The organism is Bacillus sp. NTK034 (assembly GCF_017303275.1).
GTDB lineage: Bacteria > Bacillota > Bacilli > Bacillales > Cytobacillaceae > Cytobacillus.
On sequence record NZ_JAFKOJ010000002.1, the window covers coordinates 1 to 15,170 of the forward strand.

Below are 15,170 nucleotides of genomic sequence, written 5' to 3' on the forward strand. Positions count from 1 at the left end.
TCCCATCTGTCCGCTCGACTTGCATGTATTAGGCACGCCGCCAGCGTTCGTCCTGAGCCAGGATCAAACTCTCCATATAAGAGTTGATTAAGCTCATAAGTTGTCTTTTCAAAAAAGACTAAAGAATTAACGTTGACGTTTATGTTCGTTCAGTTTTCAAAGATCAATCATATCAGTCGCTATCTTTCTAAGCAACTTTTATATTATACCAATTACAACCTTCAGTGTCAATAACTTTTTAGAAATATTTTCTCTCAGTTATGTTGTGAAAGCTGTTCTTAAATAATAGCATCGCCAGTGTTTCAGGTCAACGTTTTATTCGTGGTACTTTATTCCAGTTTGTTTTTATTTTTTTAAGTTTTCTTTAGACCATCATAACCTGTTGAAAGTATAAAATTCAGTTTGATGAGAACATATAATTATTTAATTTCCTGATTAATACCAGCAATAGCATAAGTATCACACTAAAGTAAAGAGGATTCCAAAAAGTGCTTATCTTTAAAATGTCCATTTTCACCATAAAGCAATGAAAAGCTAAATCGGCAAAAAATAATAAGACCATCCATATAAATCGATAAAACTTTATTATGATGATGGTCAGCAACAGGGCATAGATAATCCAAATAAGAACACTAAAAGCTATATGGTCCTGATAAGGCGATTCAAACCACCCGATCTTATACTGATGAGTTCCCAAGATAGCCGTTAAACCAAAAGATATCCCCTGGTAAATTGTGGTGCTGGCCATATATACAGTTATAAATTGAATAAATAAAGTAGGAGCTTCAACTCTACTTCTCCACCATTTAATAACAAAAACCGAAGCAAACAAGATGATCGGGGTAAACCAGGATTTCCACCAATTATGTTCATAGATGCCCAGCCAGAGAAACAGCTCTTCTATCCCGAAAATAGCGGCGATTATGAAAATTATCCATTTAAAGCGCATTCTAAAAGCAGCTATTGCCATTAATACACTCGGAATAAAAAAAGCCTGTGAAATACTGGAACCAAAAACATCATCATACCATTGAATTGAAAATAATTTCGGATAATAGGAATAGGCATCGCCTAAAATTAAAACGATGTACTCCATTAAAAAAGAAAGTCCCATAACGAAGAAATAAACCGCAAGATTATACCGGAATTCAGTTTTAATAAAAGTTATATAAATGAGGCCAATGCTAATGAGCACTAATCCAAGAAACCAAAGCAAATTTGACATTCTTCCACATCCAGTTTAGCACGTTTCCATTATTTTGTTCATCATGGACAAACATATACTTTACCTTTGAAGGAAGGGCAATTGAACTAAGGTTTCCCCTTTCTAATACTTATAAAGCTAAATAGGGTGAAATGTATGGATTTTGAAAGTCATTTTATGTTGCCCAGGCCCGAGGGAAAGGGGTAAACGCCGAGAAGAAGTCAGTGGAATATGAGATAATGCGCTAAGGGATTTTTTTGATGATGTGCTTACAAGCGCAATAGAAAAAATCAGCAAAAAACAAAGGGCGATGTCATCGCCCTTACAATTATTTAGAAAAGATGCTGTTATTGTTAACGACTTGCAATTCTTTAGTCGTTTCTTTCATTTCACTTTTGCAAATCGGACAAATAGGTACCTGGCTGCTTTTGAAATTGTCCCTTACCCAGCAGTTGCAAGACTCAGATGTACACTCCCAGATCTTTACTTCTTCAACCTTGATTTCTTCCAAATTTTTTCTGCCAAATCCCATTGCCATAATCAGGCACCTCCCAAAGAGTAAGACCCTTACCCAAAATAAAAATCACTTGCTATATAAAGTGACGAACCACTGGCTCTATATAACAAGTGTTTATGGGCAATATTATATTCTTTTAACTAAAATTAGTATAACATATTTTAAGGGTTCTGTCAAAAAGTTCTAAACTCACACAGCAGCCATAGAACCATGGCAAAAAATTGATAAATACTATTAAACCAATCTGGGAAAAGTGTATAATGACATGTACAGCAGCGAAAGAAAGGGTGAAGACCATGAACATTACAAGCTATACGGTTGAGTACATACAGGATCCGACCGGCATTTTAACGGGTGACCGCTATGAATACTTTTTAGATATCGACGTAGATGAAGACGATGATTTATATTCAGAGAATGACATTAAGTTAAGAGTGCTTTATTATAAAAATGGAGAAGATGAGAGGATTCTTAATTATCATTTTATTGAAAGTCATTCAGGAAACATTTTGGATTTCGCTTTAGATGAAGAGGAAGAAAAAACGGTTTCAGCTTTCTGCAGAGAGAACCTTTCTCAAGCACAAGATTAAGAGCAGGCCCCCCTGCTCTTTTATTTTATTACTGAATTTTTTTCCCCTCTTCAATAATGTGATACATTAAATGTGCCAAATGCTGTATCGGTGTATAAGCTTCTTCTTCCCTATCCACATTATTTCCTTCATTAAAGTCAAGATCATTCAGATAAAGAGCTGTGAATTGATAGAAATCCTTTAATTCAAAAGCAAAGCATGCACTGGGTTCTTCCGATTCTCCTTCATATTGGAGAACCAGATAAGACTCCTTACCTTCCTTATCGACAGCATCAAAAAATATAAAATATCCAACATTTGAGTTCAATTCAAATAAATGCCTTGTGCCGCCTTCCGTGTATAGTTCAAAGTCATTTTCATTTAGTTTTTGAACAGCCATCGGCTGTACATTGTCTTCCTTATGGAACATCACTGTGAATTTCTTCATTAATTCTCCCCCTTTTTCCATACAATCCTAACATATAGCTAAATTTATTTACATAATTTCAATTACAATGCAAATGGATTGAATTTTAGGACTATTCGTTTGATCCTTTTTCTTATATTATTGGTTTATCATTTCTTTTATACAGGAGGCCGCCTGAGTGCTGACAGAAAAACAATTATTCGAAATCCATTCTCTCCAGCATATATGCGAAGAGACCGAAAATATTAATTTAAAATTAAACTGGGATACCTTGAAGTCGAGACCTGCCGGTAATGAAAATGACTATTTCCAATATGATAACAGCGGGAATTTATTAGGTTACCTTGCTTTATATAATTTTGGAGGACCTGTCGAATTATGCGGAATGGTTCACCCTAATCATAGACGAAAGGGCATCTTCTCCAGCTTATTCAATCAGGCAGCAAAACAATTGGCCCTGGCACGCAAATTGCTTATTAATGCTCCAGCCTCTTCCCAATCAGCAAAAGGTTATTTAAAATCAATTCCCTGCATCTATTCATTCTCCGAGTATCAAATGAAACGCCATAAAAGTACAAAAATCGGAACAGCAAATCCTGAAGTAACTTTGCGGCAAGCAGTAGGCAGTGACCTTTCTTTCATTAATTATCTGGATACTGCATGCTTTGAAATCCCTAAAGATGAGGCAGAAGCTTTTAATAACAATATCTTTGATTGCGAAAATGAGAGGACTTTTATAATTGAATACAAAAGCGAAAAAGCCGGCAAAATCAGGATTCAAAGAGAAAAAGATGCTGCGTGGATTTACGGCTTTGCTGTCGATCCTTCATTTCAGGGAAAAGGAATCGGCAGGGGTGCTCTTACCAATGCTGTTAATCTGGAAAACAGCAAGGGAGTTAACTGGGTGCATCTTGAAGTAGCTGCAAAAAATGACCATGCACTGTCATTATACAAATCATGCGGTTTTGAACCATACGGCACACAAGATTATTATGAATATGATCTTAACACACTCAAGATTTGAAGCCATTTTATTCCTTTGAATCGAAGAAAACATGATTGAATGTCATTTCATTTGTAATTTTCAGGATGCCGAACGAATAGTTCGGCTGCCTGCGCTTGTCTGTGGGAGACCCGGGATTAAACAGGATTACTCCATTATAGAGTTTCTTTACAGGAATATGAGAATGCCCAAATATAATAGCATCAACATTTTCCTTATCAAAAGCTTCTATACTTCTTTTTTCAGTTGTTTTTCCCTCTCCATGTCCATGGACTACCCCTATTTTATAACCTTTTAGTTCAAGCAGTATTCTTTTCTTAAATATGGTGCAAAGTTCATCACTGTCGGTATTACCATATACCCCCTCAACAGGAGCATATTTTTTTAATTCATAATACAGATCAACGCTCTGCCAATCCCCAGCATGAATAATTAAATCACAGCTGAGAAGTTCATTCAGCAGAACACCAGGCAGTTGTTTTGACTTCTTTGGCATGTGGGTATCAGACAAGATAAGGGTTTTAATCACTATCATTCCTTTCCACTTACTTTTATTCCCTATTTTACCCCAAAATTAAAAGAGCCCCTTAAAAGGGACTCTCTTAACAATCAATTATAACTTTGTTACATTTACAGCTTGCGGTCCACGCTGGCCCTGCTCTATGTCAAAGTTAACTTCTTGGCCTTCATCAAGGGTTTTGAAACCTTCTGTTTGGATCGCAGAGTAATGAACAAATACATCTTCTCCGCCTTCAACTTCGATAAAGCCAAAACCTTTTTCTGAGTTAAACCATTTTACTTTGCCTGTTGCCATGTAAATTTCCTCCTAATATCTATAACTCACAGAGTGATTTTTTACCCTGCATTTACTAATATGGGTAAATTCCTCAAATTTTATAATAAAATGTTCAAAAAGTACCGGAAAAAAATCAATTTATCCATTTTCTCTCCGATATTAGTACGCATTATCCTTTATTGCTGCTGCTGCGGTTTTTACTGCGCCTGTCACGCCCGCCTTTAAAATCTCTTCTATCCCGGCCGCCGCCTCTTGACCTGTCGCTGAATCTTCTTCCTCCGCGGTCTCCTTTAGGTTTTCTCACACGGATCGGTTCCACAGCGGTTAGTTTAACCGGTGTTACATCAGGGCCCTTAGTCAGTAATTTAATGGCTGCAGCAAGCAATGTGACAGAATCTGTGTCTTCAAGTAGATTTTCAGCAACTCTTTTGAAGTCAGCATGTTCTTCTTTTTCAATGACTTCCATGAGTTTATTAATAGTCGCCTGCTGATTGCCTGCAACAACATCCTTAAAGGAAGGAACAGGCTTTTTCGCCATTTTGCTCTTTGTAACACTTTCAATTATTTTCAGGTGGTCAATTTCTCTTGGAGAAACGAACGTAATTGCCAGCCCTTTATTTCCGGCACGTCCAGTACGTCCAATCCGGTGAACGTAGCTTTCAGGATCCTGCGGAATATCAAAGTTATAAACATGGGATACGCCTGATATATCCAGACCCCTTGCAGCTACGTCAGTGGCTACCATTATATCGATTGTCTGCTCTTTAAATCGGCGGATAACCTGATCTCTTTTCGCCTGGGGAATATCACCATGAATCCCTTCAGCCGAATAGCCTCTCTTGATAAGGCCTTCTACCACTTCATCTACACGCTTCTTAGTCCTCCCAAACACAATAGCCAGTTCAGGTGACTGAATATCGAGCAGGTTGCAAAGTACATCAAATTTTTGTTTTTCATGCACTTCCATATAGTACTGTTCAATATTTTTAACAGTCATTTCTTTCGCTTTCACTTTAACCATTTCCGGTTCCTGCATGAATTTTTCTGCAAGAGACTGAATTCTTTTTGGCATTGTTGCAGAGAAAAGAAGGGTTTGGCGCTCACCTTTAATTTCACTTAAAATTCTTTCAATGTCCTCTATGAATCCCATATTAAGCATTTCATCCGCTTCATCCAGAACTACCATCTTGATGTTGCTTAAGCGGATTGTTTTTCTTTCAATATGATCAATTAATCTTCCCGGTGTAGCAGCAATAATATGCGGACGCTTTTTTAGCGCACGGATTTGGCGGGTGATATCCTGACCACCGTAAACAGGAAGTGTCCGGACTCCCTTTACCTGTCCTATACGGTTTAATTCTTCTGCCACCTGTACAGCAAGCTCCCGTGTTGGTGCAAGGACAAGACCTTGAATACCTTCGTTTAAATCAATCTGCTCTAACAGCGGCACACCGAAAGCAGTGGTTTTTCCAGTTCCAGTCTGCGCCTGGCCAATCATGTCCTTACCCTTCATTCCGATTGGAATTGCCTGTGCCTGAATTGGTGTTGGTTCCTCGAAGCCCATATTGGAAAGGGCTTTTACTATTTCATTACTTAAGCCAAAATCTGAAAAAGTTGTCAAAATATAAGTTCCTCCTTGAATTGCATATCTTATTAGGTACTGAAAGATTGTTTTTGTATAAAGACATGGACACTTTACTAGGCTTTCCAGTTTGTATCTCTTTTTTACATTTCCGTTTGCACTATTTTTAAACTTTTTGTAAGTGAAGTATTTTAATTGGGTGAAATGAAAAATACATATTCCTAAAAGCAGTTATTGCAGAAGATCTGTTTTGAGGAATGCTGAAGGCTACAAAGTGGATAAGCAAACATAAAAAGGTGATGCATGATTAGACATGCATCACCTCATTTTAAGCAAATTATGCTTTTGTTACGTTAGCAGCTTGAGGTCCACGGTTACCTTCAACGATTTCGAAAGTTACGTCTTGACCTTCTTCTAAAGTTTTGAAACCTTCAGTTTGGATAGCGGAGAAGTGTACGAATACATCTTGACCTTCTGAAGATTCGATGAATCCGAAACCTTTTTCTGCATTAAACCATTTAACTTTACCTGTGTTCATTTGTGTTGCCTCCCAATAAATTGTTTTTCACTATAATGTACCATATAAACTTAAACATAAAAAAGTCGCAGCTGCCAGAAATGAGGATGAACGATCGCCTACATTTCTTTGCAGCTACGACTACTTATCCAAAAAGTATATAACGAACTTTACAGCGTTAACCTAATAATAAACGACACCCAGTTATAAGTCAATCCTTTTAAAGATCAATTTTTATTTAGGGATAAATGAACTATTTATGCTTCCCTTGTATTTCAGCGATTTTTCCGCAGCATGAACAGTATGTTTCAAAAGCATGGAAATCGTAACAGGTCCAACTCCTCCAGGTACGGGGGTAATGGCAAACGCCTTTTCAAAACAGCTGTCATACTCTGCATCCCCAATATTTCCTTCATTATATCCGGCATCAAGGACAATAGCTCCTTCTTTAATCCATTCACCCTTGATGAAGTTAGGTTTTCCTACAGCTGCTACTACAATATCAGCTTGCTTTACAATTTGGGGCAGATTTTGGGTATATGAATGGCACGTAGTGACTGTTGCGTTTCGATTGAGTAAAAGGGCAGAGACCGGCTTGCCAAGGATCGGGCTTCTGCCTACGACTACTGCATGCATACCTTCAGCCTTCAAATTATAAAAATCCATAATTTCCAAAATAGCTGCAGGTGTACAAGACGGATATTCACCAAATCCGAATGCAGTCTGTCCATATCCAAGGCTTGTAACACCGTCTACGTCTTTTTCAATAGCAATTGCTTCAAAAGCTTTTCGTTCATCTATATGTCCAGGGACGGGATGCTGTAGAAGGATTCCATGTACAGAAGGATCATCGTTTAATTCTGCAATCTTCTCTAATAGTTCATGTGTTGTTGTATCCTTTGACATATGGATACGTTTTGATAAAATGCCAAGTTTTTCACAAGCATTTCCCTTCATCCTTACATACGTTTCAGAAGAAGGGTCATCTCCCACCAAAATAGTGGCCAAACAAGGGACGACATCCTTCCCCTTCAATTCTTCAATTCGATTTCTTAATTGGTCTTTCACATGTTTTGCCACAACAATTCCATCAAGAATAATCTTTTTTTCCATGCATATTCCTCCTATAGGAAAAGCACCTATTCGGCTGACGGGCTTTTCCATTTTGTTATGAAAAAAGAGACAAGGGTATCCCTTATCTCTGCCCAGACGACCGGCTATACATAGACGCAGCTCCCCTGCGGTTCATTCCGCATTGTCGTCAGTCACTGCGATTTTGTTAAGCTATTCTTATGTATACATCATACCACAAAAACACAAATGATTAAACTGAAACTTATTAAATCGTTCGTGTTTTTTGCAAAATAATAAAAAAGGACAGCAAACACTGTCCTTATAAATGATATATTTGAGTTATTTAATTATTACCTAAAACAATGAAAGCCCTTCCTCTCTTCCATCCTTGCGGCTCCTAGACCGCGCCAGTGGGAATCAGGTTGGCCGGAATCTTTTCCGACTCTTAGATGCTCTCTGAGATTTTAATATTAAATGGTAAGAAACTTACTGAAGTAAAAATACGGAGAAGTGTCTGGTTTATAGAAGATGATTAAGAAGAAAATTCAGCTTTAAGCTGTCCACACAAATTATTCTTAATTACAAACACATGCTTACTCTTTCAAAATCCTAAAGAGCATAAAACATAATAAAAAGCCGCAGTTTCACAAAAAAGAAGGTTCGGCTGCCGAACATTCCAAGTGAATTAACGACTTCAACAATATACCTCAAATACTTCAATCACTATGTTACCTTATTTACGGTAAGGTGTCAAGAAAAAAACTTGTCACTCGTTTATCAGCCTTCTCCCTTATACTCAGTTACATCAAAATAATCGGTTGTGTCTTTATAGTCATTAAAACCAATATCCAGATCATGAAAATATCGGTGCAATTTAATTAGAACATCCTTTTCCTTAGTGCCCGACTGCACAGTTTCTGCCAGCCGTGCTATTGTGCTCAGATCAGTCTGCAAATCCTCATTCTCCGCTGATATTTTCTTTAGTGAGTTTACGATTAAGTCAGCCTGCTCCCTTTGTTTAGTCCAGCTGACTTTACGGTCTCTCCCCCATCCAAGTGTTTCATTATAAAAAGTATGATTGGAGGCAATGAAGTCTCCTAAATCATCGTACATTAAATCCTGTTCGGATGTTTCCGCATTTGCCGAGGTTTTTTGCACCTTGGATTCACCCTTATTTAAAAAGACAAGTACACTATATGCTGCAGCGATGGCTATGACCATTCCCAGAATTGAAAGAGCCCTGTTTATTTTTTTGTTTTTTAGCAATTTGGAAGCCTCCATTTGATTTGATTAATGTATACTGAAACTTAATGGATTTGCTGCAATTTCCCTAAAGAAACTTTCCCTGACTTCAAATGTTTTCCACGTTAATACATTCTATGCAAACTTCCTATTCCCCTTCAACGCCAAATGAAAAAGCTTTTAACACTCTGTGTCAAAAGCTATTTCTGAACTTTCTGAGTGAGAAAAACTTCCATAAAATCAATGACAAACCGTTCCAGGTCAAGCTCCATCGCTATATTATCAAGTGTTTCCGGAGGATCATCTTCGGGCAATGGCCTGAAGTCAGCTATGCTTTTTCCCTTGGCCTTTCCAAACTGTTCAATTCTCACTCTTCTTTTTACATACTTGACAAGATCTGGATTTGTGAGAACACTTAATACCAGAACATCATGAAGAGGTGCACCTTTAATCCCCGGGACAAGCTTTTGATAAGCCTCGTAATAATAATCATAAGCAGGTTTGATTAAGTCTTTAAAAGGTGATTGGGTATTATTCGCTATAAAATTGATCGTTTCAGGCCGGATAATCGCTTTATTTGTTACATTTAGAGGGAAAATATAAATGTTTTTTGCTTTTTCAAGAACTGAATCCGCCGCAATCGGGTCAGCGTAAAAATTCGCCTCAGCCTCTGGTGTTACATTTCCCGGAACTAGAAACGCACCGCCCATTAAATAAAATGCATTTACATCTTTATATGCATCCTTTCCATACAGAATTAGCGGCAATGCCAAATCTGTCTGCCTCCCTACTCCAACGATCATCAGGTCATTTTTGTATTCATTTACAATTTCAATAATTTTATCTATATCATGTACCTTTATTTTGCTGCTGAAGTCCTCTGGAGGCTGAATGGGCCCAAGGCCTTCCTCCCCGTGTATTTCAGGATAAAAGACAGCGGTCTCACCGGATAACGGGCCGCTCGCCCCTGCAATAATGGGAATGTCCTCTCTGCCTGCAAGATTAAGCAAATAAGCAGTATTATTAATGGATTCTTCTTTTGTTATGTTGCCATAAGCGCTGACTACACCTACTAGATTAATCTCGGGATGCTGAAGGGCATACATTAGGGCAAGTGAATCATCAACTCCCGAGTCAACAAACATGAGAACATTGTACATAAGCCACCTCCGCTAGCTATTTAGTCTATATTATGCCTAAGGAATGTCCCTTTTGTTTATGAAAATACTCCTTAAAAAAGAAAACTCCCCAATTGGAGAGTTTTAATCCTGATCAGCCGGCTTTACCGCAAAGCTGAGTTCCTGGTTCAGCTGGTTTTCAAAATTACTTTCTGCAGCTGTGTCCCATTCAAATGCATCAGCCATATATGAAATTACTTGCTTTTGATAATTTTTTACCGTTTCAATATCAAAAAGAAGAGCTCCTGTTCTGCGGTTAAAAAAGTCAACAGGGGTGGCAGCCATTTCATGTTCAATTGCATATTTCAGCTTAGCCCATAATATAATCGGCAGGCCATAATTCTCAGCTTCATTCCTTTTCTTTTCAATCATATTAAAGATGATACCAACGTTAGACCCATACATTTTAACAAGGTGCCTGGACTGTTCAGCTGATAAACCGATACTTCTTCCTTTTTCAGTCTGGAACCCGATAAATTCCTGGAATTTGGATGATCCTCCTACATTTCCTCCTGAAATGGGCATTGTTTTTGTAATACTTCTGCTAAATGTTCTACTTGATTCATGTTTGAACTTTTCAGCAAGTACATCAACAATGGTTTCGGCCATTTTCCTGTACCCTGTCAGTTTCCCGCCTGCAATTGTCAGTAAACCAGTATCCGACTCCCAAATTTCATCTTTGCGTGATATTTCGGAAGGATCTTTTCCTTCTTCCCAAATAAGCGGACGAACACCAGCCCAGCTGGATTCAATATCATTCTCCTCTATCTTTACAGAAGGAAACATAAAGTTAACGGCGTTAATGATGTATGTTCTGTCACTTGCAGTCATCTTTGGATTTACGGGATTAGAATTATAGAAGGTATCTGTTGTTCCCACGTAGGTCTTTCCATCTCTCGGAATGGCAAATACCATCCTTTTGTCAGGAGTATCAAAGTACACAGCCTGCTTTAACGGAAACTTAGATTGGTCTATTACTAAATGAACCCCTTTAGTCAAACGCAGGGTCTTTCCTTTCTTTGATCCGTCTTTCTCGCGGATGGAATCAACCCAGGGACCTGCTGCGTTGATGACTTTTTTTGCTCTAACTTCATGAACCTTGCCTGTCAGCTGATCTGCAGCTGCAGCTCCGCACACTTTTCCTTGATCATCATATAAAAGTTTTTCGACCTTCAAATAGTTAACAGGCATAGCGCCTTTTTCTGCTGCAGCTTTCATTACCTCAACCGTAAGACGAGCATCATCTGTGCGGTATTCCACATAATAACCGCCGCCTTTCAGTCCATCTTTTTTTACAAGCGGTTCTTTTGATAGTGTTTCCCGGGCATTAAGCATACTTCTGCGTTCAGACTTTCTGACTCCTGCAAGAAAGTCATAAACTCTAAGTCCGATAGAAGTCGAGAATTTCCCAAACGTGCCTCCTTTATGCATTGGCAGCAGCATCCACTCCGGTGTAGTCACATGTGGTCCATTTTCATATACGATTGCCCGCTCCTTGCCGACTTCCGCTACCATTTTAACTTCAAATTGTTTAAGATATCTTAATCCGCCGTGAACCAGTTTTGTTGAACGGCTGGAAGTTCCGGCAGCAAAATCCTGCATCTCGACGAGTGCTGTTTTCATTCCCCGTGTTGCCGCATCCAGGGCAATTCCCGCTCCCGTTATGCCGCCGCCAATAATCAGAATATCAAATTCTTCCGTTGTCAGTGTTTCTATCATTTCAGTACGATTTAAATTAGAAAATGTCATTGCTGTCTCCTCCTTGTCGAAAAGGCCAGTAGTTGTAACTACCCTTTTAAGCAGGGAATAAAAAAGAGACCACAAAATACATTATCGAATACCCGATAATGATTTTGTGGTCTCTCCGCATCTCCTGCCGAACTATTAACTTAAGCTTATTATAACATAAAAGATATGATTTGTGTATAAAATCTGCTTCTGATTATTTAAATGCTATTGCAGCCTTTACAGCTTTTTTCCAGCCTTTATAAAGTTCTTCACGGACTTTTTCTTCCATTGATGGATGATATGATTGATCAATTGCCCACTGCTCAGCAATTTCCTCCTGTGATTTCCAGAACCCGACGGCCAATCCAGCAAGGTAAGCTGCCCCCAGCGCAGTAGTTTCATTGATTGTCGGTCTTTCAACCGGCACCTCTAAAATATCTGACTGGAACTCCATCAAGAAGTTATTTTTCACGGCACCCCCGTCAACCCTAAGCGTCTTAAGTTCAATGCCTGAGTCCGCTTCCATGGCAGATAAAACATCTTTTGTCTGATAAGCAAGTGACTCGAGTGTCGCACGGATAAAATGCTCTTTGGACGTTCCCCTGGTGACTCCGAATACTGCTCCCCTTACATCACTGTCCCAATATGGTGTCCCTAGACCTACAAATGCCGGAACTACATAAACTCCATCTGTCGAGTCCACTCTTTTTGCATAGCTTTCGCTGTCCTTTGCATCCTTGAGCATCCTCATTCCATCACGGAGCCATTGAATGGAAGAGCCCGCAACAAAAATGCTGCCCTCCAATGCATATTCAATTTTCCCCTCAAGCCCCCAGGCAATGGTGGTTAGAAGTCCATGTTCAGATTGGACGGCTTTTTCCCCTGTATTCATAAGCATGAAACAGCCGGTACCGTAAGTGTTCTTAGCCATTCCTTTCTCAAAGCATGCTTGTCCAAATAGCGCAGCCTGCTGATCACCCGCTGCTCCGGCGATGGGAATTTCCTTCCCGAAAAAGTGATAGTCAATAGTCTTAGCATACACTTCTGAAGATGGCTTCACTTCAGGCAGCATCGTTTCAGGAACTCCAAGAATGTTAAGCAGTTCTTCATCCCATTTAAGTTCGTGAATATTAAACATTAGTGTGCGGGAAGCATTCGAGTAATCGGTCACATGTGCTTTTCCTCCAGACAGCTTCCAGATTAGCCATGTATCGATGGTTCCAAATAATAATTTGCCCTGTTCAGCTTTTTCCCTTGCCCCTTCCACATGATCCAGTATCCACTTAACTTTTGTTCCTGAGAAGTATGCATCTATTAATAAACCGGTTCTTTCTCTGAATAGATCGTTATAGCCTTTTTCCTTCAATTCATCGCAAATTTCGCTTGTCTGCCTTGACTGCCAGACAATCGCATTATAAATTGGGGCTCCCGTTTCTTTATCCCAAACAACTGTTGTTTCCCTCTGATTTGTAATGCCAATGCCGGCAATTTGCTCAGGTTTTATGCCGGATTCCGAAAAAACACCTGCAATCACCGATAAAATTGAACCCCATATTTCATTAGCATTATGTTCAACCCAGCCAGGCTTTGGAAAATGCTGTGTGAACTCTTTTTGTGCTGTGTGCACAATTTCCCCTTTTTTATTAAATAGGATAGCACGCGAACTAGTAGTCCCCTGGTCTAATGATAAAATATATTTTTCCACAATTAACTCCTCCCAATCTTGTTCATTATTCTTATTTATGCAGCCACTTTAGAAGAATCAACTTCTCCTGGATGTTTTTTGCCAAAAATATATGAAAGAATTAATACTATTATATTAACACCCAGCACTGCCCATAACATACCTGAAGCTTTGCCATCGAACATCACTTGGTAGAAGCTAGAGCCCATTAATCCCCCTAGGATGGGACCCGCTACCGGTATCCATGCATACCCCCAGTTCGATTTCCCTTTTCCTGCAATGGGAAGAAGAAAATGTGCAATGCGCGGTCCCAGGTCTCGAGCCGGATTAATCGCATAGCCAGTTGTCCCTCCGAGCGACATTCCGATTACAACAATCAGAAGTCCTACAGCAATCGGATTTAAGCCTTCTGTAAATTGATTTGCTCCAATAAACATCAATCCCAGTACAAGAATAAACGTCCCAATTATTTCACTCAATAAATTTGAAAATGTATGGGAAATTGCAGGACTTGTTGAGAAAACAGCAAGCTTTGCACCCTGGTCTTCTGTTTCTTTCCAGTGAGGCAGATAGTGAAAGAATACAATAACCCCTCCCAAAAAACCTCCCAGGACTTGAGCCAGAATATAGCCAGGCACGTCTGCCCAAGGGAAATCCCCGCTAAGCGCAAATCCGATCGTTACAGCAGGATTCAAGTGTGCCCCGCTAATCGATCCTACAGCAAAAACCCCCATCGTTACAGCAAGTCCCCAGGCAATTGTGATAACAATCCATCCTCCATTAAAAGAGAAGGTCTTTTTTAAATTCGCCCCTGCAACAACGCCTCCTCCAAAAATAATCAAGATCATGGTTCCAATTATTTCTCCCATATAAGCAGACATCTGAAAAATCCCCTTTCCCATTTGGATGTTCGGAAACAAAAAAGGAGATTCACGACAGATTAAGCCTTCAAAGGCAAAACTGTGTGAATCTCCTAATCTCCGACACATAAATTAACTTGTTAAACCGAGTATACAAGTCTATGAAAACGTTGTCAAACGTTTCTTGAACATTTTTATGAAAACCTTTCCCATATTTCTATTTTTGATGTTGTAATGGCAGCTGCTCCTGCATCAAGCGCATTCTTCACTTCTTCTTCTGAGCGGATGAGTCCTCCAGCAAATATGGGGGTATTCAAACGTTCATTCACTTCTTTTATCATCCATGGCATGGCACCCGGCAACACTTCTATGTAGTCCGGCCTGGTTTTCTCGATTAATTTATAACTTTTTTCAAGTGCGTGCGAATCGATGAGGAAAATCCTCTGGACTGCGATCACACCTTTTTGCTTTGCTTTCAGGATGACGCTGGATTTCGTAGAAATTAGCCCGTAAGGCTTAAATTCCTGGCAAATATATTCTGCGGCATAGTCATCGCTTTTCAAGCCATGAATCAGATCAACATGATAAATCATTTTTTTGCTATGTGCTTTTGCCATCTGCGAAACATTCTTCAGCTGCGAAATGTGCATATCGAGAAATACACCAATTTCATAGGGACTTTCCAGGAACTTTTCAAATTCTTTCATGTTAGAAGATGCCGGCAAAATTTTTTGATTCATTCTTTCCACTCCTGTTTCTGTTATTTCCCTATGTTATAAAGAATGTGAG

Annotated in this window: 16 protein-coding genes, 1 rRNA gene and 1 riboswitch; of the genes, 2 read left to right on the forward strand and 15 right to left on the reverse strand. The window is 39.2% G+C overall.

Annotation, left to right across the window (positions count from 1 at the left end; all coding sequences use genetic code 11):
• The 3 genes from JI665_RS06070 to JI665_RS06080 all read right to left on the reverse strand — a co-directional run.
• A 16S ribosomal RNA gene (locus tag JI665_RS06070) occupies window positions 1–79 on the reverse strand; the annotation flags it as partial.
• 318 nt (window positions 80–397) lie between these two features.
• Window positions 398–1,225 (reverse strand): hypothetical protein, encoded by an 828-nt coding sequence (locus JI665_RS06075; RefSeq protein ID WP_206837734.1) that lies wholly within the window; start codon window positions 1,223–1,225, stop codon window positions 398–400.
• 307 nt (window positions 1,226–1,532) lie between these two features.
• Window positions 1,533–1,742 carry a cold-shock protein gene (locus JI665_RS06080; protein ID WP_206837737.1) on the reverse strand — a complete coding sequence of 70 codons (210 nt, stop codon included), beginning with the start codon at window positions 1,740–1,742 and terminating at the stop codon, window positions 1,533–1,535.
• Window positions 1,743–1,981: 239 nt separating this feature from the next.
• On the opposite strand from JI665_RS06080, the gene JI665_RS06085 reads away from it, so the two are divergent.
• Window positions 1,982–2,311 carry a DUF6509 family protein gene (locus tag JI665_RS06085; protein WP_244671116.1) on the forward strand — a complete coding sequence of 110 codons (330 nt, stop codon included), beginning with the start codon at window positions 1,982–1,984 and terminating at the stop codon, window positions 2,309–2,311.
• 28 nt (window positions 2,312–2,339) lie between these two features.
• Here the strand turns inward: JI665_RS06085 and JI665_RS06090 are convergent, their stop codons facing one another.
• A complete protein-coding gene (locus JI665_RS06090; RefSeq protein ID WP_206837741.1) occupies window positions 2,340–2,738 on the reverse strand; it encodes a cytosolic protein in 399 nt (132 codons plus the stop codon).
• A 157-nt stretch (window positions 2,739–2,895) separates the two neighbouring features.
• Between JI665_RS06090 and JI665_RS06095 the strand changes: the two genes are divergently transcribed.
• The gene (locus JI665_RS06095) at window positions 2,896–3,741 is read left to right on the forward strand and encodes a GNAT family N-acetyltransferase (RefSeq protein WP_206837745.1); all 846 of its coding nucleotides are present in this window, start codon (window positions 2,896–2,898) and stop codon (window positions 3,739–3,741) included.
• A 7-nt stretch (window positions 3,742–3,748) separates the two neighbouring features.
• Here JI665_RS06095 and JI665_RS06100 read toward each other — a convergent pair whose 3' ends face one another.
• From JI665_RS06100 to JI665_RS06150, 11 genes are all read right to left on the reverse strand, one after another.
• Window positions 3,749–4,255 (reverse strand): metallophosphoesterase family protein, encoded by a 507-nt coding sequence (locus JI665_RS06100; RefSeq protein WP_206837749.1) that lies wholly within the window; start codon window positions 4,253–4,255, stop codon window positions 3,749–3,751.
• A 78-nt stretch (window positions 4,256–4,333) separates the two neighbouring features.
• On the reverse strand, window positions 4,334–4,534 hold the full coding sequence (locus JI665_RS06105) for a cold-shock protein (RefSeq protein ID WP_009332506.1): 201 nt from the start codon (window positions 4,532–4,534) through the stop codon (window positions 4,334–4,336).
• Window positions 4,535–4,685: 151 nt separating this feature from the next.
• On the reverse strand, window positions 4,686–6,137 hold the full coding sequence (locus JI665_RS06110) for a DEAD/DEAH box helicase (RefSeq protein ID WP_206837752.1): 1,452 nt from the start codon (window positions 6,135–6,137) through the stop codon (window positions 4,686–4,688).
• Window positions 6,138–6,435: 298 nt separating this feature from the next.
• Window positions 6,436–6,636, reverse strand: a complete 201-nt coding sequence (locus JI665_RS06115) for a cold-shock protein (RefSeq protein ID WP_009332508.1) — start codon at window positions 6,634–6,636, stop codon at window positions 6,436–6,438.
• 213 nt (window positions 6,637–6,849) lie between these two features.
• On the reverse strand, window positions 6,850–7,728 hold the full coding sequence (locus tag JI665_RS06120) for a bifunctional 5,10-methylenetetrahydrofolate dehydrogenase/5,10-methenyltetrahydrofolate cyclohydrolase (protein ID WP_206837755.1): 879 nt from the start codon (window positions 7,726–7,728) through the stop codon (window positions 6,850–6,852).
• Window positions 7,729–7,811: 83 nt separating this feature from the next.
• A riboswitch (ZMP/ZTP riboswitch) is annotated at window positions 7,812–7,894 on the reverse strand.
• 572 nt (window positions 7,895–8,466) lie between these two features.
• Window positions 8,467–8,955, reverse strand: a complete 489-nt coding sequence (locus tag JI665_RS06125; protein WP_206837758.1) for a hypothetical protein — start codon at window positions 8,953–8,955, stop codon at window positions 8,467–8,469.
• A 176-nt stretch (window positions 8,956–9,131) separates the two neighbouring features.
• Window positions 9,132–10,091: a nucleoside hydrolase gene (locus JI665_RS06130; protein WP_206837761.1), complete on the reverse strand. Its 960-nt coding sequence runs from the start codon at window positions 10,089–10,091 to the stop codon at window positions 9,132–9,134.
• 102 nt (window positions 10,092–10,193) lie between these two features.
• Entirely contained in the window at window positions 10,194–11,858 is a 1,665-nt protein-coding gene (locus JI665_RS06135; RefSeq protein WP_206837764.1) for a glycerol-3-phosphate dehydrogenase/oxidase, read from the reverse strand.
• 193 nt (window positions 11,859–12,051) lie between these two features.
• Window positions 12,052–13,542, reverse strand: a complete 1,491-nt coding sequence (glpK, locus tag JI665_RS06140; protein ID WP_206837767.1) for a glycerol kinase GlpK — start codon at window positions 13,540–13,542, stop codon at window positions 12,052–12,054.
• Window positions 13,543–13,577: 35 nt separating this feature from the next.
• Window positions 13,578–14,402: an MIP/aquaporin family protein gene (locus JI665_RS06145; protein WP_206837770.1), complete on the reverse strand. Its 825-nt coding sequence runs from the start codon at window positions 14,400–14,402 to the stop codon at window positions 13,578–13,580.
• 173 nt (window positions 14,403–14,575) lie between these two features.
• Window positions 14,576–15,121 (reverse strand): glycerol-3-phosphate responsive antiterminator, encoded by a 546-nt coding sequence (locus JI665_RS06150; protein ID WP_211202475.1) that lies wholly within the window; start codon window positions 15,119–15,121, stop codon window positions 14,576–14,578.
• Window positions 15,122–15,170 lie beyond the last annotated feature (49 nt).

Coding starts and splice junctions, on each gene's coding strand:
- JI665_RS06075 (WP_206837734.1), bottom strand. CDS start 1,225: ATGTCAAATTTGCTTTGGTTTCTTGGATTAGTGCTCATTAGCATTGGC.
- JI665_RS06080 (WP_206837737.1), bottom strand. CDS start 1,742: ATGGCAATGGGATTTGGCAGAAAAAATTTGGAAGAAATCAAGGTTGAA.
- JI665_RS06085 (WP_244671116.1), top strand. CDS start 1,982: ATGACATGTACAGCAGCGAAAGAAAGGGTGAAGACCATGAACATTACA.
- JI665_RS06090 (WP_206837741.1), bottom strand. CDS start 2,738: ATGAAGAAATTCACAGTGATGTTCCATAAGGAAGACAATGTACAGCCG.
- JI665_RS06100 (WP_206837749.1), bottom strand. CDS start 4,255: ATGATAGTGATTAAAACCCTTATCTTGTCTGATACCCACATGCCAAAG.
- JI665_RS06105 (WP_009332506.1), bottom strand. CDS start 4,534: ATGGCAACAGGCAAAGTAAAATGGTTTAACTCAGAAAAAGGTTTTGGC.
- JI665_RS06115 (WP_009332508.1), bottom strand. CDS start 6,636: ATGAACACAGGTAAAGTTAAATGGTTTAATGCAGAAAAAGGTTTCGGA.
- JI665_RS06120 (WP_206837755.1), bottom strand. CDS start 7,728: ATGGAAAAAAAGATTATTCTTGATGGAATTGTTGTGGCAAAACATGTG.
- JI665_RS06130 (WP_206837761.1), bottom strand. CDS start 10,091: ATGTACAATGTTCTCATGTTTGTTGACTCGGGAGTTGATGATTCACTT.
- JI665_RS06135 (WP_206837764.1), bottom strand. CDS start 11,858: ATGACATTTTCTAATTTAAATCGTACTGAAATGATAGAAACACTGACA.
- JI665_RS06145 (WP_206837770.1), bottom strand. CDS start 14,402: ATGTCTGCTTATATGGGAGAAATAATTGGAACCATGATCTTGATTATT.
- JI665_RS06150 (WP_211202475.1), bottom strand. CDS start 15,121: ATGAATCAAAAAATTTTGCCGGCATCTTCTAACATGAAAGAATTTGAA.